Below are 24,609 nucleotides of genomic sequence, written 5' to 3' on the forward strand. Positions count from 1 at the left end.
GTCACGCTTTCTTAATCAATTCTATTGACTAGAGCATCACTCAAGCACATCTCCAAATCCTTCAATAAGCCAGTCCGAATCTCGTTCGGAGTGTTACTCAACTTCTCGTTGAGTGGCGCCAATTATAGAAATCTAAATCCGTTTGGCAAGGGCTGTTTTCAATTTTTTTTCCTTTTTACGCTTATTTTTTGCTTGTAACGGCTATTTCCGATGTATTTGCGTGGTGTTTTCCGATTTTTCGCCGGTTGTTCACAAGTTGTACACCTTGCCCATGGCAGAGTTTGAGAACTTAGAGCTTAGAACTTTGATCTTAGAAAATTCTAAGCTCTAAAATCTAAGTTCTAAGATCTTGCATTACCGCGCGAAGCGCTAGTTTCAATGCACTATTAGCCAATGCACAATTGAGAATTAGGCGCGCCTTTGGTGCGCTTGTTATAAACTGCAGCGAAGCTGCCTAACTTTATAATTGTTAATTGTTAATTATCCATTATAAATTGAATCCAAGCGGGCTTTCTCTTTTGCGAACGCAAAAGGGAATCTCATTTCTAATTATAAAAGACTTTCTGCGGAATAGTTTTGCGGCTTCGCTGCGGTTTAAATGCGAAAGTTCAAAACTCTTTTACAACGCGAGAAACGCGGCTTTGAGTTCGCGGGCAGCGGCTTCCGGGTCCGACGATTTCTGAATAGCCGAAACGGCGCAAATGCCTGCGATTCCTGTTCCGCGAAGGACGCCGATGTTCTCCTTGTTGAGGCCGCCGATAGCGTTCACGGGAATGGGAACTGCCTTCACAATTTCTTTGAGCGTTTCGACGCTCGTAAGAATTGTCACCACCTTAGTCGTCGTCGGATAAATTGCCCCCACGCCGAGATAATCCGCACCCTGCTTGTACGCTTCAAGCGCCTGCGGCACCGTCTTTGTGGTTGCGCCCACAATTTTATTCGGACCCATGAGTTTTCTCGCCATCGCGACGGGCATATCGGTTTGCCCTACATGAACGCCTTCGGCTCCAATGGCAAGCGCAACATCGACACGGTCGTCGATAATCAAAGGCACCTTGTAACGCGCAGTAATCTCGTGCACGTTTGCGGCTAGTTCCAAATATTCTCTCGTCGATTTATTCTTTTCGCGGAGCTGGATTATCGTTGCCCCGCCCTTGCACGCGGCTTCTACCGAAGGCAGAAATTTTTCTGCACTCACCGAAGAACTATCCGTAATAAAGTAAAGAGTCGTGTCTAACATTTTTCGTCTCAAAAAGAATGGCAATTTTTCTCGGTTTAAACATACAAGTAATCGTTGAGCACGGGCTGTAATCCCTCGCCGCTAATGTCTTTGTACATCGTGTTAAAGCTGCGCGAATCGCTGATTTCAAATTGCTCATCGCCTTCGTTTGCGGTGTCAGCAGCTTGCGCTTCGGCAGGTGTCGAAGCATTCGCCGAGGAAGAAACTTTGCTCGCGTTTCCCTTTGCCATCGCAGCATTTTCTTCAGCTGTGCGCGGTTTACAATCTTCCTCTTTGTATTTGCTTTCGTGATCACCAATTCCGGTAGAAACTCCTGCCGAAATTTTGGTGGCGCAAATTTTTACGATACCGTTGCGGAATTCTTTGGTTTCGCGACTCGAAACGGTAATCCCCACAAACGGCATGAAAATTCGGTAAGCGCAAAGCACTTGGCAAAGTTCTTTTTCGTGAACATCGAGCGGATTAATTTTATCGTTATTCACAATCGGGCGAAGGCGCGGACACGAAAGACTCATTTCGGCGTGCGGATATTTCTTTTGCAAATAATATACGTGCAACGCACTCGCGAGAGCATCCTTACGAAAATCCGAGAGGCCGAGCAAAGCCGAGAAACCGCAGCCACGCATGCCGCCCATGAGGGCGCGTTCCTGCGAATCAAAACGATACGGATAAATTCGCTTGTGACCGAGCAGGTGAAGTTGTTCGTAGCGGATTTTGTCATAGGTTTCTTGGAAGACGGTCACATAATCCACGCCGCATTCATGAAGATATTTGTATTCGTCCGTGTTCATCGGGTAAACTTCGACGCCCACCATGCGGAAATATTTATGGGCTAATTTACAAGCTTCTCCGATATATTCGACGCTGCTTTTCGCGCGGCTTTCACCCGTTAGCAAAAGGATTTCTTCCATGCCGCTATCTGCGATGACTTTCATCTCGTGTTCCACTTGTTCCATCGAAAGCTGCATCCGCTTGATATGATTGTAACAGTTGAAACCGCAATAGATGCAGTAATTTTCGCAGTAATTCGCAATGTAAATCGGCGTAAAGAAATAGACGCTGTTGCCAAAATGTTTGCCCGTTTCGATTTTCGCCTTTTGCGCCATTTCTTCGAGGAATGGAGCCGCCGCGGGCGAAAGCAACGCCTTAAAATCTTCGACGCTACACGTATTATGTTCTAATGCACGCTTCACATCGGCTGCGGAATATTTTGAATAATCGTAATTATCGACCTGAGCCATCACCCGATTATAAACATCGGATTTGATGACTTCCATTCCCTTCATGTATTCCATGAAATTTGTTCGTGAACTCGGGTCATTTTCTAGACGGTGTTTGCGTTCGAGTGCCGCTGGGGAAAGCGTTTCGGAATCAATAAAATAGCGTTCGTCGTGATAATCTTTCATAATGATTTGAATGAATTAAAATTTTTCAGTTTTACGATTTTAATCTCTCAAAAATCCGGTAAGCGGATCGCTTGCACTCGCACCGCGCACAAGTACGCGGCCAAGGCCTGCTAAGTAAGCTTCTCGGCCCGATTCAATTGCCTTTTTGAAAGCCGTCGCCATCCGCGTCAAATCGCCCGCGGTCGCAAGCGCTGTATTCGCCATGACCGCAGCCGCACCCATTTCCATCGCGGCGCAAGCTTCGGACGGTTTACCGATACCCGCGTCCACGATAATCGGGAGCTCAATTTCGTCGATGAGAATTTGGATAAAATCCTTCGTCGAAAGTCCGCGATTCGAACCGATTGGCGACGCAAGCGGCATCACCGCAGCCGCTCCGGCGTTCACCAAATCGCGGGCGATGTTCAAATCCGGATACATATACGGCATCACGACAAATCCTTCTTTCGCTAAGATCTCGGTCGCTTTTACCGTTTCGTAATTATCGGGAAGCAGATACTTTGTATCGCGCATAATTTCAATTTTCACAAAGTCGCCGCAGCCAAGTTCACGGGCGAGGCGCGCAATGCGAACGGCTTCGTCGGCGTTGCGAGCGCCCGAAGTATTCGGAAGGAGCGTCGCACTTTTCGGAATGTAATCGAGAATATTTTCGTGTTCCTTGGTATTTGCGCGGCGAACGGCGCAAGTGATGATTTCAGCGCCAGCGTACTGCACCGCAGCTTCAATGAGCTTGAGCGAATACTTGCCCGAGCCCAAAATAAAGCGGGAATGAAGTTCGTGTCCGCCGATAAAAAGCGGGTCGTTTTTCAAGTTTTCATTTTCCATTTTTAATGTCCTTTTTTATTAAATGCTAGATCCTACCCCAAAGGGCTTAATTCAACTAAGGAACTAAAGTTCCAAGTTTCATATATCGCTACGCTCAGGATGACACGTTGAGCTGTCTAGACGACTCCTTGAGCTGTCTGGATGACATCATAGGGCCACTCGACAGCGTTTCTGTTTCAAATCCACAAATGATTCGGATGGTGGTGATCGCCTGATGCGCTGCGCAAAGCATGACTCGCGGGGCAATGAGTCCAATGCCTGCATTTACATCGCTTTTTCCGTCTCCGCATAAAAAAAATTTTTTTGAAATGCGTCGCGTCGTAATTTCATTTGCTTCGCCAAAGCCCGCCATTCCAGAAGCTGCCACCAAAAACTGTTGCTTGTCCAAATTTCCTTGACTGGCAAGTTCTGCGTTGCGCTCGAGGATTGCGTTCACAAGCATTGCTTTGGCTTCGGGATTATCAAAAGCTTCGCAGACAACATTTGCCTGCCCGATGAGCGTTTCCACATTTTCGGGAATCATCCGTTCCGTATGCGATTCAATTTCTAAGTAAGGCGCAATTTCTTTTAAGTTTTCGGCAAGGGCAATCGACTTTTCCTCGCCGACTTGAGAAACTTTATATTGTTGGCGGTGCAAATTCGTCACATCGACCGTATCGAAATCGATGAGAATCAATTTGCCCACTCCCGCTCGTGCAAGAGAAATCGCAATGTTCGAACCAAGCCCGCCGAGCCCGCAAACGGCGACCGTCGCCGCTTGAAGTTTCGCCACGTTTTCTTTCCCTTGCCGCTCGACAAGAGCTGCAAGCATCTGTTCTCGCGAGATTTTACAAGAAGACATTAGCCGCCTCCCATAAAGCTCACAATTTCAAGATTATCCCCATCCGAAAGAAGCGTTTCCGCGTATTTTTATTTTGGTACGATTTCGTAATTGCGTTCGACAGCAATCCGTTTGCAATCGTAATCCGTAGTCTTCAGATATTCTGCGACGGACTTGCCTGCAAAAGACTTTCCGTCGGCTTCAATATCAACACCATTTACCTTTATCACGTTACCTCCGTTGGCATTATCCAAATCAGGTTCGGTCGAAGTTTTCAACTTCCTCTCAGCCGGTTACACCAGCTCCCGTGTGAAATAAATTTAGAAAATTAGAAATGAGGGGTGAGTGCGCACGGCTTCGCCTTCGGCGAGTTAGGAATGTTAAGGCGACTTCGCTGCGGCAAGGCTTTTAACATGTCAAATTCGTTCTTGCAACGCTGCGGGAAGGCTTTTTAAATGAGAAATGTAGATGATGGCGCGCCGGGGTTTTGAGAACTTAGAGCTGAGAGCTTTGATCTTAGAAAACTCTAAGCTCTAAGATCTTGCATTACCGCGGGAACTCATTTTTAAAACTTTTTGGCTTAATGTGAACTGCTAGATCCGTTCACTTCACCTTCGGCTCCGTTCAGGATGACACGGCGGTTGTGCCTACGGCTTCACTCAGAATGACTTAGAGTTTGTCATCCCTTCGCAATGCCCTGCGTGTATAGAAGTAAAACCATATTTTTAGGCTACTTGAGCAAAAATCCAGTCGCCCAAATAAACGGAGCTGATACAACAGAAGAAATTGAATGGAGAAAGGAATGATGCTTTATCAATTCTGAATGGATTTCACTTCCACTTTCGCGATGTATTTTCCTTTTGCCATTTCTCCGATTTTCATATCTAAATTCGTAATTCCTGCGTGGACATTGCCCGTAAATTTTTTCACGATGCGACCTTGCAAATCGAGCACATAGACTTTGGCAAAGCCTGCGCGCGGGCTAAATAATTCGCCAGTTCTTAAATTGAATTGCGCTTGATTTTCAAAATGTAAATTGCGCACAAAAATTCCTGTCGTCGTATCCACTTCAGTCGTATCAATCGTTGCGGTATCAATAATCGCTGTATCGATTTTAGATGAATCGTTCACCACTAAAATGGCTTCACGGCTGATGTTTTCTATCGCTCCGACCGTTTTCACTTTATAGGTAAAAGTTCCCGCTTGCGTTGGCGTTCCCGAAATGTAAATTTTCGATTCGCTCACTTTGGTAAGCGTATCAATGCCCGCGGGCATTCCCGAAATTTTTACGCCCGAGCATCCGCTAAATGCATACGCAAAAGGCACAATCGATTCGCCCAAAGTAATCGTTTGATATTGCGAGCCTGCGCCATTTTTCACAATCGACGCTTGAACATTTGAGCTCGACGAAGTCGGCGCCGCTGACGATGAACTTTTTGCCGTTGAACTTGACGAAACCGGCGTAATATTCGAAGGTTCGACTAAGACTTCGATGCGTCCCGTATAATCCGAGCCGTCGTTTCCTTTGACGTTATACTTAAACGAAGCGAGTCCTGTAAAATTTGCCGCCGGTTTGAATTTTGCAACGCTTCCATTTTCTAATGTCACAGTTCCACTCTTCGCATCGCTCACTTGATAAGTCGGCGCTGCATCTTGGAATCCTTTTGTGATTTTTTTCAAATCAAATTTCACTTCGGAATTTTGAAGCACGCGCGTGTGCATGGCGCCAAGCCAGTTGATATATTTTTCAATTCTTAAATAGCCGTCCGATTCTTTTGTCGTCGCATCATCTTTGTTTGCATTATACCCCATCGCTTTTTCAAAATAATCAGGAATGCCATCTTTATCGGAATCGGTTTCTGCTTTTCCCGTAATCACTTCTCCCCAACCGTTATTCGTTTTGATTCCCATTGCAGAAACGCTTTTAACAAGAGCGCCCGCTTTCCCTAATGTGCTCGCTTGATACCAAATTAACGAATCGATATCGTCGTAAGGAAGCACGCCGCTTTGCGAATTCACATAGCGCCACGCCGTTTGCGCATTTAAAATCGGACAATTTTTCGTCACATCGCTCCAAGGTTCATTTAAGAGATTTCCGACTCCTTGATACCACGAAACTTTTGTGCCCGAGCCGTTTAATTTTCCGTCGCGGTTGTTGTCGACCATGTTTCCGCTTTCGTAAATGCTCTGATTTTTATCGACTTGAAACCAAGTGTTTGAACCTTTCGGACCGTAGACAAAATAATTGTTGATAATATCGTGTTTGAATTTTGTGCTCGTGTGCGTCGTGTAGCCCGCTTCGTAATTGTAATGCACGTTGTTCACAAAAATATCGTTGATTTTATCGAGCGGATTTCGGTTGTGCGTATTGATGAAAGCGTTATAATACCACGCCCAAGTGCCATCGACCGATTCGATATGCGCGCCGAATTGCTGACCGATTGGATTTGCAATTAAAGAATTTTGAACCGTGATTCCTGTGATTCTGTAATTGGCGTTATCCGATGAACCGCCGAAATTATTCCACGGCGCAAGTTCTACGGAACAGTGATCGATGATTACATTTTTAGAATCGTAAAGATTCAACGCATCATCTTTTGTGGACGCTGTATTTTCTCCGGGGCGAATGCGCAAATAACGAATGATAATGTTGGATTGTTTTCCCGTTGAAAGTTTTCCGCCGTGAATCGCAATGCCTTCGCCCGGAGCGGTTTGTCCCGCAATGGTGATATTGCTTTTAATGGAAACCGCCGTTTTCAAATTGATAATTCCCGAGACATCAAAGACGACGATGCGATTACTTTGCGAAACCGCATCGCGAAAAGAGCCCGCGCCCGAATCATTTAAATTGGTCACATGATAAACTTTTCCATTGCGTCCTCCGGTAACATTTGCACCAAAGCCCAACGCCTCGGGAAAAGCGAGCGGTTCTGCGCCCGCATTCGTCAAGCCCAAAATGGAAAAACAAAGTACAGCCGATAAATTTTTCAAACAAAAACGCATAACCAATCCTTTTTGGAATAAATCTACTTTGCGTTTTTTCTTTTGACGAGAGCTGTTCGAGGAAAGAGTTGTCTATAGACTACGCGACACTTTGTGCCATTTCCAATTTTAAATTTTATCCATTTTCCGAATTTCGCCGGGGCGCAAATCGCCCAAAGTCCAATTTCCAATGCGAACGCGGATAAGGCGCAAAACTTCGATTTCAAATGTTTGCAAGATGCGACGAATTTCGCGATTTTTTCCTTCGTGTAAAATGACTGCAATCCAACAATTTTTTTCTCCGCGTCGTAAAATGCGAACTTTTTCCATGCGCATTTTTTCGGGAGAATTTCCAAAAATTCGCGGTGGCACAAGAACGCCTTTTTGCATTTGCGTCAATTCTTCTTCGGTCGGCTCACGAGAAATGCAAACGTGATATTCTTTTTCGAAATGCGTTTCGGGCGCAAGAATTTTGTCGGCGAATGCGGTATCGTTTGTAAAAAGCAGCAAGCCTTCGCTCGCTTTGTCCAATCGTCCAATCGGAAAAACATGCTGCTGCATTTTTCCTTCGAGTAAATCCATCACCGTTTTGCGGCCTTTTTCATCGGACGCCGTCGTCACAATTCCTCGCGGTTTATTCATCGCAAAATAAACGAATGCCGTTTCTAAAACGAGTTTTCCATCGACTGCGATTTTTGCATTTTTTGCGGTCGGCGTTTCGGGATTCCTAACAATTTTTCCGTTGAGTGAAACGCGACCATTTCGCACAAGTGCTTCGGCTTGCGAGCGGGAACAATATCCGCGTTTATTTAAAACGCGTGCGATGCCAAAAAATTTTTCCATTTGAATTCCGTTTTTAATTTAGACAATTCTTTGCGAACAAATGAAAATGTTCCTAAAATTCATTCTCTTTTGAAATGCATTTTTCCAATTCGATTTTTCTTTTTTAAAATTGAAGAGAACTTAAAAATTGGAGATCCGATGAAAAAAATTCTTCTCGCATTACTCGCTCTTTTCTGCGTTAACGCTTTTGCTGCGTCACCCGCTTACGAAACCATTTCGTGGGATAAAGCAATCGAAATGAAAAAGAAAAATAAAACCGCATTATTTGTAGATGTGCGGACACCGGGCGAAGTTTCGCAAGGAACTGTTGCGGGTTCGATTAACATTCCTCTTCAACAAATTCAAGAACGCTTCGGCGAACTTCCCAAAGATAAAATCCTTCTCGTTTTTTGCCGCAGCGGAAAACGCAGCCAAGCGGCTTCGGAATTTTTAACGGCGCAAGGTTACACGAAAATTTATAATGTCGACGGCGGATTTTTAGCAGCGCCGCCAGCGGCTGCATTTAAGTAAGAAAAAATTTTTGTTCCGATTTTCACCCGTTCTTCTGCGATGTAGAGGAGCGGGCTTTTTTGTATTTCGGGGCGCAAGCGCACAAAATCTTTTTCGGTGATGACGATGATTTGCCCGCGAGAAATTTCTTGTAAAATGTTCGCTTCGTAATTTTTCGCATGATCGGGAAGAAAACGAAAATGCGAAACGCGAGCTCCAAAATTTTTAACATCGCGCACAAAACGTTCGGGATTTCCAATTCCCACAACGACAGCACATTCCGCATTTTGCGGCAAACTTTCGCCCTTTGCGTTCTGAATTTTTTCGATGAAAAATTGCACGCATTCGTCTTCGGTAATTTTTGATTTTTCTGCGGCAGAAATTTTTTCAGAACAAATAATTTGCTTCGTCAATTTTCCTAGCGGATGATCTTTTTCAAGGCTCACGCATTTGCCCGCGGGAATTAAATCGCTGATTTTTTTGGCGCATTCATTCCAGCGTAAAATGAAAATATTTGCGCCGACAAATCGCGAATCTTCTAAACCGCCGTCCGAAAGAATGACGTCGAATTTTCCGTCGATTTTTTGGGCGACTGCATAACGGTTCTGCGTTTTGAAAAGAGAAACTGCGGGAACTTTTTTTGCGATGAGCTTGCATTCGTCCCAAGCGGCGCTGTGGCAAAGAATTGCCACGCGGAGTCCCTCCGCGGAAAAACGCTTCGCAAGTTCAATGGTAAGTGGCGTTTTTCCAGCGCCGCCCGCAAGAAATGACCCGAGAATTATCACGGGACTTTTCAGCGCTTCTTTCGGGCGGTAAATCGTTTTGCGCAAAAGCAGATAGCCTGTGCGATATAAACACGCAAACGCAAATTTTAACGGGAAAAATTTCACCGCATTAAATTAGAAATTCCATTTTTTGGATTCTTAAAACGAAAATGGAAAATCAAAAAATTTTCTGGACCTTTCTTTTTTTACTTTTTAATCAAAACTTTTTCAAAGGTAAAACTATGCGCATTCTCGTGTTAAACTGCGGAAGTTCTTCCGTCAAATTTGCCGTCATTGATACGGAAAAGAAAGAATCTCTTTCGAATGGTCTTGTTGAAAATATCGGTGTCAACGGACACTTTAAAGCAAAAGGCCCCGAAGGCAAAGCGGAATTTCATTTCGATTGCCCGACTCACAAAGAAGCTGTGATCGAAGTGCAAAAATTTCTCACTTCGCAGAAACTCATCAACACCATCGAAGCGGTCGGTCACCGCGTCGTTCATGGCGGAAAATACATTAAGTCGGAACCGGTGACGCAAGAACTCATCGATTACATCCGCAGCATTATTTTGTTTGCGCCGCAACACGAAGGCGCTCACGCGACAGGAATGGAAGTCGCCAAAGAAATTTTCCCGACTCTTCCGCAGCTCGCTGTTTTCGATACCGCATTCCATCAGACGATGCCGCGCAAAGCTTTCCTCTACGGCATTCCGTATTCCTATTACGAGAAATATCAAATTCGCCGTTACGGATTCCACGGAACTTCGCACCGTTATGTCAGCGCCGAAGCCGCTCGCATTTTAGGAAAGAAGCCCGAAGAATTGAATTTGATTACTGCGCATCTCGGCAACGGAAGTTCTTGTGCCGCAATTCATGCGGGCAAATGCGTTGACACGACGATGGGATTTACTCCGCTCGATGGCCTTGTCATGGGAACTCGTTCGGGTTCTGTTGATCCGGCGATTCTTTTCTTCTTGAACAAAAAACTCGGATTTGATATCGATCGTTTGAATCAACTCGTGAACAAAGAAAGCGGACTTCTCGGACTTTCGGGATTAAGCAATGATATGCGCACGATTACGCAGAAAGCTGCCGAAGGTCATCAAGGCGCACAAATTGCACTTGAAGTTTTCTGCTATAAACTCGCCCGCGAAATCGGCGGTCTCACGATGGCGCTTCCGCGTTTAGACGCTCTCGTCTTTACCGGTGGCATCGGCGAAAACAGCCGCGTTGTCCGCGAAATCACTCTTGAAAATTTGGCCATTTTAGGATTCAAGATGGACGCAAAGCGCAACGAAGATAACGGCGAAAATTCAAATCACATTATCACCGTCGAAGGTTCAAAGCCGCTCGCGATGGTAGTTCCGACCAATGAAGAATTGCTGATTGCTCTCGATACCGCAGAATATGCGAAGAGCGTGAAGTAGTTAATACAAAACGTCTTCGAGAACTAAACCTTGGGGCGGCGCCATTGTGCGTTCGCCCTTAAATTTATCGGCGAAAATTTCGTTCACCGTTCCCGCGGGATAACGCTTGCGCCCGACATCAAAAAGCGTCCCGACCATAGCGCGGACTTGTCGATGCAAAAAACGATTTCCTTGAATGTGCCATTCCGAAATGTAATCGTTGACTTTTTTGAGTTCAAATCGGGTGAGATTGCAAACTGTACTTTTCCCATCATTTCGCGGAATGCAAAATCGGATAAAATCGTGTTCGCCTAAAAAAGATTTTGCTTCGCGTTCCATCAGCTCATAATCGACAGGCAAATGCCCGATTTCCCAACCAAAATCGCGGAGAAGAGCAACGGGTCTTGTGAAAAGAGTGTAAACGTAATAGCGCGAAACAGCGTCATAACGCGAATGAAAATCGGGAGCGCAAATTTCTAATTCGCGAATTTTTACGGTGCGTTTTCCGAGTCCGTTGATCGAGCGCATCAATTTTTGACAATCGATTTCGCCATCGTAATCGAAGTGCACCATTTGTCCGCGGGCGTGAACGCCTGTGTCTGTGCGTCCCGCGGCGACTAAATCAATTGGAGTCCGCAAAGCGATGCGGAACGCTTCTTCTAACGCCGACTGAACGGTTACAAATTTTGTTTTGCCGTGTTCGTTTTGTTCTTGCCAGCCAAAGTATGCGCTGCCTAAATATTCGCAGCGAAAGCGGTAACGCATTTTATTCTCCGGTTTCGCGTTTAATGCGAATCACCGTTTCCACTTGTTCTTCGGAAAGCTGCGTTCTCCGCGCAATTTCGGACGGCGTAAGTCCGCGGCGATTTAACTGCAAAACTTTTTCTTTGTCTTGGCGTTCGCGGTCAAAGCGCGTCATTTCGAGCGGATTCGGTTTCGGAACCGCAGTCGTATAAATCGTATTGTGACTTTGCGCTTTATACTTAATCGTTTTATCCGGATCGCGGTGAACGCCTTTCGGGACAGTGAGTCCGGTTAATGTATCCGAAAGAGATTGGAATGCTTTTGTAATGCGTTCTTTTGCCGTGGGACGAAGCACGGGGCGTTCAATTTCGCCTTTCGCATTTTCAAATTCGACATCGTCCGCGGGGACTGTCGCATCTTTTGCTTCTTGCTGCGAATTGGCATTTCCCGATTCCGGATTCGTAACATCATCGATAATCGAACGGCGATGGACTCTTGTGCGATCGACGAATGTCGGATCATCGAGGCCGCCTTTCGGCGTTTTGAAACGATTTTCTTCGCGGATTTTTTCGAGCTGACGCGTTATCGCTTCTTGACGATTTCTTAAGAAGAGGAAAACGCCGCCGAGAATGACGATGAGTAAAATGAGTCCGCCGATGATAAACAAAAAGGCATTCGAACTAGAATTTTCTTTTTCGCTTTTTGCATTTTCGGTGACCTCACTTTTGGTTGCCTTTCCTTCGGGTTCTAAATTGCGCATCGCAATTAAAACTCCCCACAAAGAATCTCGCGTTTTAATCGCAATTTCTTTTGCCGCAGGATCTTCGGCGGCAGCAAATACAGCCATATCGGCTTCGTCAATTTCTTCACGAATGGCTAAGTAGCGTCCTCCATCCAGCTTAGGCTCAAACGGATCCGCTTTTAAAAAAGCGAAAAGCGCAATAGCAAGCACCAAAAGGACTGCGGGAACGATAAACTTTTTCATAACGGGAAATTTACAAAAATTTCGGCGATTTTTCACGCAAAAAGCCCGGCGTTAGCCGGGCTTTTGAATTGACTTTTCCGATTATTTTCCAGTGACCAGTTTGCGGCAATCTTCGAAGAATGGGTTCGAATCATGCGGACCTGGAGCAGCTTCGGGGTGGAATTGCACTGCGATCATCGGGAATTTTTTCGAGCGGAATCCTTCGATGGATTGATCGTTCAAATTGATATGCGTCACTTCCAAAGATTCGGGGTCAATGGAATTTTCCAAGACGGCGAAGTTATGGTTTTGCGACGTTACCATCACACGACCTGTATCCATAAATTTCACCGGATGGTTTCCGCCGTGGTGACCGAATTTAAGACGACCGGTTTGCGCACCGTTTGCAAGTCCTAAAATCTGATGGCCCAAGCAAATTCCCATCACCGGAACTTTTCCAAGGATTGCTTTTGCATTCTTCACCGCATCCTTGACGCCCGCAGGATCGCCCGGCCCATTGGAGAAGAAAACTGCATCCGGTTTCATCGCAAGCACTTCTTCGGCGGGAGTGTAAGCCGGCACAACGGTGACTTTAAAACCTTGCATCCGCAAGTTGCGCAAAATATTCCGCTTGATGCCGAAATCGTAAGCGACGAGTTTCAAATCAGCCGGCGGAAGTTCTTTCGGCATGCCGAAATCATTTACAAAACTGTCCGAGAATTCGTACTTCGTTTTGCAAGTGACCGTTTCGACCATATCGATTCCATCCAAGCCCGCCCAAGCTTTTGCTTTGGCGACGCCTTCTTCGGCAGAGACGCTTCCCGATGTGCAAATGAAACCTTTGAGAGTTCCTTTTTCACGGAGAAGAAGTGTGAGCGCACGCGTATCAATTCCAGCGAGAGCCGGGATGCCGTAGCGTTTCAAAGCATCCGTTAAAGATTCTTCGGAACGCCAGTTCGAATCCGCGTTAATTTGCTGCACGAGAAGTCCCGCCGCTTGGAATTTTTCGCTTTCCATGTCGGCTTGGTTAATGCCGACGTTTCCGATTTCTGTTTCGGTGAGAGTCACAAACTGGCCCGCGTAAGAAGGATCCGAAAGGATTTCTTCGTAGCCCGAAAGCGATGTGTTGAACACAACTTCACCAAAGGAATCGACAGGAGCGCCCATCGAGTAACCGTAAAAGACGCTACCGTCTGCGAGAGCGAGGAATGCCTTGCGTTCGCGCTGAATTTTCCATTTTTCTTGTAATGTCATTTTGTGCGGTCCTTCTTAAACGTTTACCTTCGGAGCGTGACGTTGATATTCTTGGATGGAGCAAACTTCCACGCCAAATTTTCCGTCGCCCGATTCACCCTTCATATCTTCCAAGCCTTCGACTGTTGCGCGAAGCGCGTCGATGGTCGTCGTGATTGGAATGCCGCGGAGAATGCAAGTGGAGCGAATTTTCGCTTCGTCCTTGGCGGCTTTTGCGCCCGGCGTCGGCGTGTTCACAATCCATGCGAGATCTTTTTCGTCAATCAAATCCAAAACATTCGGGCGACCATCCGAGATGCGGAAAACGCCGTGAGTTTTGATGCCATGATTGCGGAGAACTGTACTTGTTCCGCGGGTGGAGTAAATTTCGAAGCCGAGTTTCACAAGGCGCTGAGCATAAGGAACGACCGTTTCTTGGTCTGCATCCTTGACGCTGAGGAAAATATTTCCCTTCATCGGCACATAGTTGCCTGCACCCACTTGGCTCTTAATGTAAGCCATCGAATGTCTGTAATCGAGGCCCATGACTTCGCCAGTCGATTTCATTTCCGGAGAAAGAATCACATCGACACCCGGGAAGCGGGCGAACGGGAACACGGCTTCTTTCACCGCATAATATTTCGGCGTAAAGAGTTTCGTATAACCGAGATCTTTGAGCTTCTTCCCTGCCATCACGAGAGCGGCAAGTTTTGCAAACGGAATGCCCGTCGCCTTCGAAACAAACGGAACTGTGCGCGATGCGCGCGGGTTCACTTCGATCACGTAAATATCATCGCCGTGCACAGCAAATTGCACATTCATCAAACCGACAACATGCAATTCTCGTGCAAAGTCAATGGCGAGTTTACGCAGACGCGCTTGAATTTCTTTGGAGAATGTCGGAGGCGGAATCGTGCAAGCCGAGTCGCCAGAGTGAATGCCCGCAAGTTCGATGTGTTCCATGATGCCGCAAATTTCTGCGGTTTCACCATCGGAAATGCAGTCCACATCGCATTCGGTCGCTTGTTCCAAGAAATGGTCCACGAGAATTGGACGATCCGGAGAAACTTCCAACGCTTCTTCTTCCATGTATTTGCGAAGAGCGGCTTCGTCGTGAACGATGCACATGGCGCGTCCACCCAAAACGAAACTCGGACGAGCGAGAACAGGGAAACCGATTTTATGCGCAATGGCGACGGCTTCGTCAGCGGTTTGCGCCATTCCCGAAGGCGGCTGCAAAACCTGCAATTTGTTCACGATGTCGCCAAAGAGTTTGCGGTCTTCGGCAGCGTCGATCATCGCGGGCGACGTACCGATAATGTGCACGCCGTTTTCTTCCAACTGATTCGCAAGATTTAACGGAGTTTGTCCGCCGAATTGAACGATTGCGCCATCGCATTTTTCGTGGCGGTAAACATTCAAAACATCTTCGAGAGTGAGCGGTTCAAAATACAACTTATCCGAAGTATCGTAGTCCGTTGAAACCGTTTCGGGGTTCGAGTTCACCATCACCGTTTCAAAGCCCGCTTTGCGCAAAGCGAAGGAAGCGTGAACGCAGCAATAGTCAAATTCGATACCTTGACCGATACGGTTCGGGCCACCGCCGAGAATCATAATTTTCTTTTTGCCCGACGGCTTTTCATCGGGGCGAAGACCTGTGCCATCGCCGAGTTGTCCTGCGGTCGGATTTTCGAAATGATTGTCGTCGAAGCGGTAAGTCGAATAGAGATACGGCGTATAAGATTGGAATTCGGCTGCGCAAGTATCGACTTGGGCAAAGCTCGGCACAACGCCGATTTTTTCGCGGGCTTCGCGGACTTGAATTTCTTTCGATTTCAAAATCCATGCGATTTGACGATCCGAGAATCCGAGATCTTTTGCTTGGCGGAAAAGCGCTTTATCTTTGGCGAGATTTTCAAGTGTTTTTGCAGCGCGAATTTCGTCTTCGAAGAGAGCGATTTCTTGCAATTCGCGAAGGAACCATTTGTCAATTTTGCAAATGTCGTGAATTTTATCCACGCTCCAACCGCGGCGGAAACCTGCCCGCACAAAGAAAATGCGTTCTGCAGAAGGACGCGCAATTTCTGCGGCTAATTCTTCGTCCGAAACGGATTCGTAACGCGCATCTTTACCGTCTGCGCCGTAGCCTGCGTGACCCGTTTCAAGAGAACGCATCGCTTTTTGGAAGGACTGTTTGAAAGTGCGGCCAATCGCCATCACTTCGCCGACAGACTTCATCTGCGTTCCGAGTTTTGTATCGGCGCCGTTGAATTTTTCAAATGCGAAACGCGGCACTTTGGTAACGATGTAGTCGATCGAAGGTTCGAAGCAAGCAGGCGTTACCTTGGTGATGTCGTTCAAAATTTCGTCGAGAGTATAACCCACGGCGAGCTTGGCAGCAAACTTGGCAATCGGGAAGCCCGTCGCCTTCGAAGCCAAAGCCGAAGAACGCGAAACGCGCGGATTCATTTCGATAACGACGATGCGACCATTCTTCGGATTGAGCGCAAATTGCACATTCGATCCACCGGTGTCAATGCCGATTTCACGCATCACCGCAATCGCTGCGTCACGCAACTTTTGATATTCGCGGTCTGTCAATGTTAACGCCGGAGCAATCGTAATCGAGTCGCCCGTGTGAACGCCCATCGGATCTAAGTTTTCGATGGAGCAAACGATCACGCAGTTATCTTTGTGGTCGCGCATGACTTCGAGTTCGAATTCTTTCCAGCCTTCAATCGATTCTTCGATAAGGACTTCCGAAGTCGGACTATAATAAAGTCCGCGTTGCACAATCGTTTCAAATTCTTCTTGATTGTGAGCGATACCGCCACCGGTTCCGCCGAGTGTAAAACCCGGACGAATAACAACCGGCCAGACGCCGAGTTTTTCGCGGGCAGCAATTGCTTGTTCCAATGTGTTTGCCGAAATGCTCTGCGGCATATCGAGACCGATGCGTTCCATCGCTTCTTTGAAAAGTTCGCGGTCTTCGGCTTTGTTAATCACATCCGGACGAGCACCGATCATCTCGACATTGTAGCGCGAAAGGACGCCTTTCTTGTGAAGCTTCATCGCGAGGTTGAGCGCAGTCTGTCCACCGAGAGTCGGAAGCAGCGCATCCGGACGTTCACGGCGAATAATTTCCGTGAGCGCTTGTGCGGTTAAAGGTTCAATGTATGTGCGGTCTGCAAAATCCGGATCCGTCATAATCGTTGCCGGGTTTGAGTTGACGAGCACGACCTCGTAGCCTTCGGCCTTAAGCGACTTACAAGCTTGAACGCCTGAATAGTCAAATTCGCAAGCCTGACCGATAACAATCGGACCGGAGCCGATGAGCATTATCTTTTTGATGTCTTCACGTTTTGGCATAGTACCTTCGATTGAGCTAAATCGGCGTAATTTTAGAAATATCTAGCGCCAAAAAAAAGGGAAAATTTTATTTTTTTTCAAAGAAAAAGAAAGGACCAAAAGTCCTCGTGGAAATTGTTTTTTCATCGGAAAATTTTGAAGCGAAACAAGACAAATTTGTAAAAATATTTTCGTTTCGCAAATTTCTATTTCCTGATTTCTGACTTCTAATTTCAGCATTCTATTTTCCCAAACATCTTCGCTTCTTAATTTATTTGTAAATTGAGAGCATGAATTGGAAATTCTATATCATTTGGCTGATTACGTTTCTCGCCGGCGTGATTTTCGTCTATGTTCTTCCAGACGAGTCGCTTTCTCCATCTCTGCGCTACATTTTCCTCGGCGTATGGGGCTCTGTTCTCGGAGCGCTTTTCAATGTCATCACATCACGGATGCAGCAAAACAAAAATGAATCCGAAGATTTTGACGCCGCAGTCGCCAATAAACCGGCAACGCAGTTGATTCCCATCGTCGATGGCAAAGAAGCGCCCGAAGCGGAACCGACTATGCAAGAATCTCTTCCGCCAAAAATTATCGCACCCGAATTTCCCGATGCCGAATGGATTGATTTTACTCAAGAAATTTTGAAGAATCATCCGTTCCCAAAAGTGGTGAAAAAATTAAGCGCTATTCTTCCGCGAATTTTCAAAAATGCATCCGGCGTTCTTTATATGTATGACAGCGCATCGGAAACGGATTTGGCGCAAATTTTTGCATTCGGTCCGCATGAAATTAGCGACACGAAAATTTCTCAGTCAGCGTGCGCTTGTTTTGATAACGCAAAAATTGTCGTCGCCGATTACTCGAATAAAAATCAAGGCAAAGGTTGCACGCACTTGCACGCGCGTCCCATCGGATATTCTTTCTGCGCGCCCATCGAAGGATTAGAAGAACGCTTTGGACTTCTCACGATTCAAGTCGATGAATTGCCGCAGGGCGAAACCGTTGATTCGTGGAAGACAAAAGTTTCGATGATTGCAACGACTTTCGGACTTTTCGTTGCGAATCAAAATTTGCAGCATCGATTCCAATCGCAAAGTTTGCGCGACCAATTAACCGATCTCGTCAACAAGCGTTATATGGAAGATGCATTAAAACGCGCTGTCAGCGAAGCGCGTCGCCACGGCACTCCGATCGGAATGATTATGCTTCATCCCGATAATTTTGAAGAATATCAAAATACCAAAGCGAAACATGTTGCAGATCAACTTCTTTGGGAACTTGCGCAAAGACTTCCGCGTTACATTCGCGCCGAAGATATTCCTTGCCGTTTTAACGAAGATACTCTCTGCATTATTCTCCCCGGAGCTGATAAACATTGCACGCAAACGCGCGCCGAAAAAATCCGCTACGAAATTGAGAATTTGCTCATTTCTTACGGCGATGAAACGTTGCGGACAACTCTCAGCATCGGCATTTCGACATTCCCCGAAAACGCAAACGATGCAGCAAGTCTTATCGTTTCTGCAGAACAAGCGATGCACGAATCCGAAGCGCTCGGAAAAAATCGCGTCAGCTGTTCGCATTCTACCGCAAAATAATTTCACAAAAAATCGCACGCCAAATGGCGTGCGATTTTCATTTTTAAAAAAGCAAAAAGCCGTTCGATAGAACGGCTTTTTGTATTGCATTACTTCGCAGCGTCTTTCTTTTCTTGAACGATGGCGTCGATGACAGCGGCAACGGTCAAGTTAAAGATATCGTGCACAGAAGCGTCTGCATCGGTGAAATGCACCGGCTTCTTTAAGCCCATTTGAACAGGTCCGATCGATTCGCCGACGCCCATTTCGAGAAGCATTTTGCAGGTAATGTTCGCCGAAGAGAGGCATGGGAAAATGAGAGTGTTGACTTCTTTTCCCTTGAGCGTGTTGAACGGATACTTCGCATCGCGCAGTTCCTTGTTGAGCGCAACCGACGCTTGCATTTCGCCATCAACATCATAATCCGGATACTGTTCGTGAAGAATTTTCACCGCATCGCGGACAGAGTTCGCAGAACCGTTCTGCATTTTTTCATCAGCGCCGAAGTTTTCGTAACTGAGCATCGCCATCACCGGTTCATGCGCAAAGAATTTCACTGCGTCATGAGTCAGCTTGGTAATATCGACGAGGGTTTCGGTATCCGGGTCGCGGTTCACCAAAGTATCTGCCAAGAAGAATGTTCCCTTCTTCGTACTCAAAATGTGAAGCGCTCCGAAATGCTTGTAATCATCGCGGATTCCGATGAGTTCCTTCGCAAGTTCAATCGTCGTCGAATAGCGAGAATTCGAGCCCGAAATTAAAGCGTCTGCATCGCCGACCTTGACCATCATCATGCCGAAATGGTTGCGTTCAAACATATCGTCGCGCGCCTTTTCGGTGGTGACGCCGTTGCGGCCATTTTCTGCTGCATAAATTTTGGCGAATTTAAGACGGCGATCTGCTTCAGCAACTGCACGCGGATTCACAATTTCAATTCCCGAAATATCGAGCTGTTCACTCGTTGCATTTTCTTGAATGCGTTCCGGATTTCCGAGAAGAATTGGAATAGCAATTCCTTCGGCCTTCGCTTGAATGGCTGCGCGAATCATGTTCACGCTTGCGCCTTCGGCAAAGACTACGCGCTTCGGATTGCTGCGCGCCATATTTTCAAATCCGCGGATAAGCTTGTTATCGTAGCCCATCATATCGCGGAGGCTATCTGCATAAGCATCCCAATCGGTAATCGTCTTGCGGGCAACGCCACTTTCAATAGCAGCCTTTGCCACAGCAATCGAAACATCGGTCAAAAGACGCGGATCCATCGGCTTCGGGATAATGTAATTGCGGCCGTAAGAGAAACGTTCCGAGTTATAAGCGATATTCACCACTTCTGGAACCGGCTTGCGAGCGAGATCCGCAATCGCACGCACTGCTGCGTGCTTCATGTGTTCGTTAATTGCGCTGGCGCGAACGTCCAAAGCACCGCGAAAAATATACGGGAAACCGATGACATTATTCACTTGGTTCGGATAATCGCTGCGGCCCGTAGCAAAGATAATGTCTTCGCGAGAGCTCATCGCCACTTCATACGAAACTTCCGGGACCGGATTTGCAAGGGCAAAGACAATCGGATTTTTCGCCATCGACTGAATCATTTCTTTCGTGAGAATGTTCGGCTTCGAAAGTCCGAGGAACACATCGGCGCCCTTCATCGCTTCGGCAAGAGTCGTCACATCCGTGCGATCCGTAGCGAAGAATTCTTTCTGCGGAGTCAAATTCTTACGGGCTTTGCTAATCACGCCCTTGCTGTCCACCATGATGACATTTTCTTTCTTCACGCCGAGAGAAAGATAAAGCGAAGTGCAAGCGATTGCTGCAGCGCCTGCGCCGTTCACAACCAACTTCACCTTGTCAATTTGCTTGCCCGCAATATCAAGTGCGTTCACAAGAGCTGCGCTACTGATAATTGCCGTTCCGTGTTGGTCATCGTGCATCACCGGAATATCGAGAGCTGCCTTCAAACCTTCTTCGATTTCAAAGCATTCTGGAGCCTTGATATCTTCCAAGTTGATGCCACCGAAAGTCGGCGCGATGCCTTTCACAATTTCGATAAATTTCTTCGGATCTTTTTCGTTGACTTCGATGTCAAAAACATCAACGCCCGCGTAAATCTTAAAGAGAAGACCCTTTCCTTCCATCACCGGTTTACCGGCAACTGCACCAATATCTCCGAGTCCGAGAACTGCAGTACCATTTGAAATCACAGCGACGAGATTTCCCTTTGTCGTGTAATCGTAGGCTTTATTATTATCCTTTTCAATTTCGAGGCAAGGGACAGCGACACCCGGCGTATAAGCGAGGCCGAGATCTGTCTGCGTACTGTGCGGCTTTGTCGGAACGACTTCGATCTTTCCGGGTTTGCCGTTGGCATGGTAGGCGAGAGCGTCTTCATTAAGATTGGCCATGATAAATCCTTTTTTGTTTCCAGCGAAAAATGCTCTTTTTGAGCTATGCAAATATAGAAATAATTCCTAGCAAAAAAGAATTCTTTCATTTGAAATTCCCGCTGCGGTTTCAATTCATTTATCTGAATTATCTTTCATAAAATTTTTCCTCTTTCCATTTTTACGGCGACAAAATTTGACAGCGTTTAAAATGAAAAAGCTTCCCCAAAATGGAGAAGCTTTTTGTTGCTATGAAAAAGAACTCTTTACTTGTTCAGTTGTTTTACCAAATCCGGCAATGCGGTTTCAAATTTAACGCCGTACCAATGCGATTTATCGCCGATTGTATTTTCGATGCATTGGAGAGTATAATTCGCCGCGATTTTTGCCGATTCAAACGGAGAATTTCCGCGGAGAAGTGCGCCGACAAATGCCGAAGCGTAAACGTCACCCGTGCCGTGGCAACCGCCCGCAATTTTCCGATGCGGATAATACGAAATTTTTCCGTTTTCGTAAACCGAAACGCCGGTCGTTTCTGCGGTGTAACCGATGCCGGTTAAGACGACCGCTTTTGCGCCTAGCTTAATCAAATCTTCGGAAAGTTTTTTTACGTAGGCTTCGTCGTAAGTTTCACGATAATCGTTTCCCGTAAGCATCGCGGCTTCGGTAATATTCGGAAGAACAAAATCTGCGTCCGAAATAAGAGGCTTCATCGCTTCAACAAATGCTGCGTCAAAACCCGGATAAAGTTTTCCGTTATCAGCCATCGCCGGGTCTACGACATTCACGCTAGAATCTTTACGCACCGAATGCAAAATATTGCGCACATATTCAATTTGCTTTGCGCTTCCCAAATAGCCCGTGTAGAATGCATCAAATGTAATGCCTTCTTTTTTCCAATGTTCCAAAATTTTTGGCAAATCATCGGTGAGATCGCGGAAAGTGTAACCTGTAAATCCACCCGTATGCGTCGAAAGCACTGCCGAAGGAAGCACTGCAGTTTCTAAGCCGCAAGCCGAAATAATCGGAAGCGCAACGGTCAAAGAACATTGTCCAATGCAGGACACATCTTGAATGGTCAAAACGCGTTTATAATCGTAAGCCATAAAACTCTCCGTTTTTTTTTGCAAACACAATTTAGAAAACAAATTCTTTTTTTTGGTTCCGTTTTAAAAAATGCGGCGCACAAGCACCGCATTCTTCACCTTGGAAAAAACTCCTTAAACTTTGTCAAATGCTTGACTCAAATCTTCCACGATATCGTCGATATTTTCCGTTCCAATCGAAAGGCGAATCGTGCTCTGCGAAATATTTTGTTCCGCAAGTTCTGCGTCGTTCAATTCGGAATGCGTCGTCGAAGCCGGATGAATAACGAGGCTTTTTACGTCGGCGACATTGGCGAGCAAACTGAAAATCTGCAAGCTATCGATGAATTTCCAAGCAGCTTCTTTTCCGCCTTTGATTTCAAAAGTGAAAATGGAAGCACCGCCCTTCGGGAAATATTTCACAAAGTTTTTGTGATCCGGATGCGAAGGCAAACTCGGATGGCTCACCGAAGCAACCTTCGGATGCTTCGAAAGGAATTCGACGACTTTCTTCGTATTTTCAACGTGCCGTTCAATGCGAAGCGAAAGAGTTTCGGTTCCTTGAATGAGCGCCCAAGCGGCAAACGGAGAAATCGTTGCGCCCTGATCGCGGAGAAGAATTGCGCGGATATACGTCACGTAAGCTGCGCCCGGAACCGCATCCGCAAAGCTCACACCGTGATAGCTTTCATTCGGATTTGCAATCGTCGGGAATTTTCCTGATTTCCAATTTGTCTTTCCAGATTCAATGATGACGCCGCCGAGAGTTGTGCCGTGACCGCCGATAAATTTCGTCGCCGAGTGCACTACGACATCTGCGCCGTGTTCTAGCGGGCGGAAAAGATACGGCGTTCCAAACGTATTATCCACAATCACCGCGAGACCGTATTTGTGCCCGAGTTCAATCAAAGCGTCAATATCCGAAACGTCGGCATTCGGATTTCCGAGAGTTTCCAAATAAAGAATTTTTGTGTTCGGTTTAATAGCGCCTTCGACTTCATTCAAATCATGCGTGTTGACAAAAGTCGTTTCAACACCAAACGGTTTGAGCGTATGCTTCAACAAATTATAAGTGCCGCCGTAAATCGTTTTCTGCGCTACCACATGATCGCCAGCTTGTGCAAGAGCTTCAATTGCATAAGTAATCGCAGCAGCTCCGCTCGCGACAGCAAGTGCCGCAGAACCACCTTCGAGCGCCGCAATTCTCTGTTCAAAAACTCCTTGCGTCGAATTCGTCAAACGACCGTAAATATTTCCCGCATCGCGTAAACCAAAACGATCTGCAGCGTGCTTAGAATTGTGGAAAACGTAAGAAGTCGTCGCATAAATAGGAACAGCGCGGCTATCCGTTGTCGGATCTGCGACTTCTTGGCCCACATGAAGTTGGAGAGTTTCAAAACGGTACTTCTTATTCGGATTCTGATTCGTCATAGTATTAAACCTCTTTGGGAATGATCCCGGTTTGCGGAAATTTCCGCGGAAAATTTTTTTGCTAGATTCAAAGCTCCAGCGCGCTTTTGCGAATTGCGGTTAGGCTCGCGAGCCTTTAGGATTGCACATTCGATCTTTCATCTTCGTAATCCTCCGAGCGATTTCCTTTCGGTTTCGCTCTGTTGTTTACGCGATATAAATTAGAATCGATTTTCGTTATTGTCTAATACTATCTTTTGATTCCTAGTTATAAAAAAAAGCTATATCCATCAAAAATGGAAAATTCAGAATTAGTCAATTTGCGCCACGAATTCAAGACTAGACCTTTTTAAATTTCTAATTTTAAAGCCGAGGTTTTTGTGAAAAAGTTTTTCCCAATTTTGATTTTATTTTTAGCGACGGCTGCTTTTGCGGGCGATTCGACTTCGGTTTATACAAAAATTACCGATTGGTACAGCAACAATTTGAATTACGGAACGGTCACGCTTTTGATGACGGTGGAAAGTTCTTTCATTCCGTTTCCTTCCGAAGTTGTGGTGCCGCCTGCCGCATACAAAGCGCTGCAACCGAATTCTGGTTTGAACATCGTCTTAGTCGTTTTATTTGCTACTCTCGGCGCAGTTCTCGGAGCGCTCATCAATTTTTATTTAGCGAAATTTCTCGGCCGTCCGATCATTTATAAATTTGCGGATTCGCGTCTCGGGCAAATGTGTTTGCTCGATTCAAAAAAAGTGGATCAAGCGGAAACGTTCTTCCGTAAACACGGTGCAGTTTCTACTTTCGTCGGGCGTTTTATTCCAGCGATTCGACAACTTATTTCAATTCCCGCGGGCATTGCCGAGATGAAATTAAAAACGTTCGTCACCTTTACCGCTCTCGGCGCACTCATTTGGAATATCGTCTTAGCGCTTCTCGGCGTCTTTGCGCACGGACAAAGCGATCTCATTCAGAAATACAATTCCGAACTTTCAATGGGCGTGCTCGGAATCGTCGTTCTCTTCGTCGGCTACATTATTTTCCGCGGCATTAAACATAAAAAAGCGAAATAAATTTTTCGCTTTTTCT

The 24,609-nt window shown here is 46.3% G+C and carries 19 protein-coding genes and 1 riboswitch; of the genes, 4 read left to right on the plus strand and 15 right to left on the minus strand.

All coding sequences use genetic code 11. The features are described from left to right. Window positions 1-619 precede the first annotated feature (619 nt). From thiE to B0H50_RS07065, 7 genes are all read right to left on the minus strand, one after another. The gene (gene thiE, locus B0H50_RS07035) at window positions 620-1,240 is read right to left on the minus strand and encodes a thiamine phosphate synthase (RefSeq protein ID WP_106198881.1); all 621 of its coding nucleotides are present in this window, start codon (window positions 1,238-1,240) and stop codon (window positions 620-622) included. 35 nt (window positions 1,241-1,275) lie between these two features. Next, entirely contained in the window at window positions 1,276-2,646 is a 1,371-nt protein-coding gene (gene thiH / locus B0H50_RS07040) for a 2-iminoacetate synthase ThiH (RefSeq protein WP_109587476.1), read from the minus strand. Window positions 2,647-2,685: 39 nt separating this feature from the next. Next, entirely contained in the window at window positions 2,686-3,471 is a 786-nt protein-coding gene (locus B0H50_RS07045; protein ID WP_199191889.1) for a thiazole synthase, read from the minus strand. A 94-nt stretch (window positions 3,472-3,565) separates the two neighbouring features. After that, entirely contained in the window at window positions 3,566-4,312 is a 747-nt protein-coding gene (gene thiF / locus B0H50_RS07050) for a thiamine biosynthesis protein ThiF (protein WP_109587477.1), read from the minus strand. 68 nt (window positions 4,313-4,380) lie between these two features. Further along, entirely contained in the window at window positions 4,381-4,521 is a 141-nt protein-coding gene (gene thiS / locus B0H50_RS13625; RefSeq protein WP_233244598.1) for a sulfur carrier protein ThiS, read from the minus strand. Beyond that, window positions 4,506-4,609: riboswitch (TPP riboswitch) on the minus strand. It overlaps the preceding gene by 16 nt. Window positions 4,610-5,104: 495 nt before the next feature. Further along, complete coding sequence (locus tag B0H50_RS07060; RefSeq protein ID WP_233244601.1) at window positions 5,105-7,294, minus strand: Ig-like domain-containing protein; 2,190 nt, start codon at window positions 7,292-7,294, stop codon at window positions 5,105-5,107. Between the two features lie 108 nt (window positions 7,295-7,402). Next, a complete protein-coding gene (locus B0H50_RS07065) occupies window positions 7,403-8,116 on the minus strand; it encodes a pseudouridine synthase (RefSeq protein WP_199191887.1) in 714 nt (237 codons plus the stop codon). A 138-nt stretch (window positions 8,117-8,254) separates the two neighbouring features. Here B0H50_RS07065 and B0H50_RS07070 point away from each other — a divergent pair, with 138 nt between their 5' ends. Continuing rightward, entirely contained in the window at window positions 8,255-8,626 is a 372-nt protein-coding gene (locus B0H50_RS07070; RefSeq protein WP_146129190.1) for a rhodanese-like domain-containing protein, read from the plus strand. Here the strand turns inward: B0H50_RS07070 and B0H50_RS07075 are convergent. Next, on the minus strand, window positions 8,572-9,495 hold the full coding sequence (locus B0H50_RS07075; RefSeq protein WP_106198876.1) for a tetraacyldisaccharide 4'-kinase: 924 nt from the start codon (window positions 9,493-9,495) through the stop codon (window positions 8,572-8,574). The two genes, B0H50_RS07070 and B0H50_RS07075, sit on opposite strands and share 55 nt — an antisense overlap. A gap of 116 nt (window positions 9,496-9,611) precedes the next feature. Between B0H50_RS07075 and B0H50_RS07080 the strand changes: the two genes are divergently transcribed. Continuing rightward, a complete protein-coding gene (locus B0H50_RS07080; RefSeq protein ID WP_106198885.1) occupies window positions 9,612-10,796 on the plus strand; it encodes an acetate/propionate family kinase in 1,185 nt (394 codons plus the stop codon). Here the strand turns inward: B0H50_RS07080 and truA are convergent, their stop codons facing one another. The 4 genes from truA to carB form a co-directional block, all read right to left on the minus strand. Continuing rightward, the gene (gene truA, locus B0H50_RS07085; RefSeq protein WP_106198875.1) at window positions 10,797-11,540 is read right to left on the minus strand and encodes a tRNA pseudouridine(38-40) synthase TruA; all 744 of its coding nucleotides are present in this window, start codon (window positions 11,538-11,540) and stop codon (window positions 10,797-10,799) included. A gap of 1 nt (window position 11,541) precedes the next feature. Beyond that, entirely contained in the window at window positions 11,542-12,504 is a 963-nt protein-coding gene (locus tag B0H50_RS07090; RefSeq protein ID WP_106198874.1) for a hypothetical protein, read from the minus strand. An 81-nt stretch (window positions 12,505-12,585) separates the two neighbouring features. Beyond that, window positions 12,586-13,737, minus strand: coding sequence for a glutamine-hydrolyzing carbamoyl-phosphate synthase small subunit (gene carA, locus B0H50_RS07095; RefSeq protein WP_109587478.1), 1,152 nt, complete (start codon window positions 13,735-13,737; stop codon window positions 12,586-12,588). Window positions 13,738-13,752: 15 nt separating this feature from the next. Further along, window positions 13,753-17,085, minus strand: coding sequence for a carbamoyl-phosphate synthase large subunit (gene carB, locus B0H50_RS07100; RefSeq protein ID WP_106198872.1), 3,333 nt, complete (start codon window positions 17,083-17,085; stop codon window positions 13,753-13,755). Window positions 17,086-17,354: 269 nt separating this feature from the next. Here carB and B0H50_RS07105 point away from each other — a divergent pair, with 269 nt between their 5' ends. Next, the gene (locus B0H50_RS07105) at window positions 17,355-18,665 is read left to right on the plus strand and encodes a GGDEF domain-containing protein (RefSeq protein WP_106198871.1); all 1,311 of its coding nucleotides are present in this window, start codon (window positions 17,355-17,357) and stop codon (window positions 18,663-18,665) included. Between the two features lie 89 nt (window positions 18,666-18,754). On the opposite strand, the gene B0H50_RS07110 is transcribed toward B0H50_RS07105, so the two are convergent. From B0H50_RS07110 to B0H50_RS07120, 3 genes are all read right to left on the minus strand, one after another. Continuing rightward, window positions 18,755-21,049: an NADP-dependent malic enzyme gene (locus tag B0H50_RS07110; RefSeq protein WP_106198870.1), complete on the minus strand. Its 2,295-nt coding sequence runs from the start codon at window positions 21,047-21,049 to the stop codon at window positions 18,755-18,757. Window positions 21,050-21,294: 245 nt separating this feature from the next. Next, a complete protein-coding gene (locus tag B0H50_RS07115; RefSeq protein ID WP_106198884.1) occupies window positions 21,295-22,134 on the minus strand; it encodes a pyridoxamine kinase in 840 nt (279 codons plus the stop codon). A gap of 114 nt (window positions 22,135-22,248) precedes the next feature. Beyond that, entirely contained in the window at window positions 22,249-23,544 is a 1,296-nt protein-coding gene (locus B0H50_RS07120) for an O-acetylhomoserine aminocarboxypropyltransferase/cysteine synthase family protein (protein ID WP_109587479.1), read from the minus strand. Window positions 23,545-23,984: 440 nt separating this feature from the next. Here B0H50_RS07120 and B0H50_RS07125 point away from each other — a divergent pair, with 440 nt between their 5' ends. Continuing rightward, window positions 23,985-24,593 carry a DedA family protein gene (locus tag B0H50_RS07125; RefSeq protein ID WP_353846921.1) on the plus strand — a complete coding sequence of 203 codons (609 nt, stop codon included), beginning with the start codon at window positions 23,985-23,987 and terminating at the stop codon, window positions 24,591-24,593. The last annotated feature ends 16 nt before the right edge of the window (window positions 24,594-24,609 follow it).

Source organism: Hallerella porci (assembly GCF_003148885.1).
In the GTDB taxonomy this organism is placed as follows: Bacteria; Fibrobacterota; Fibrobacteria; order Fibrobacterales; family Fibrobacteraceae; genus Hallerella; species Hallerella porci.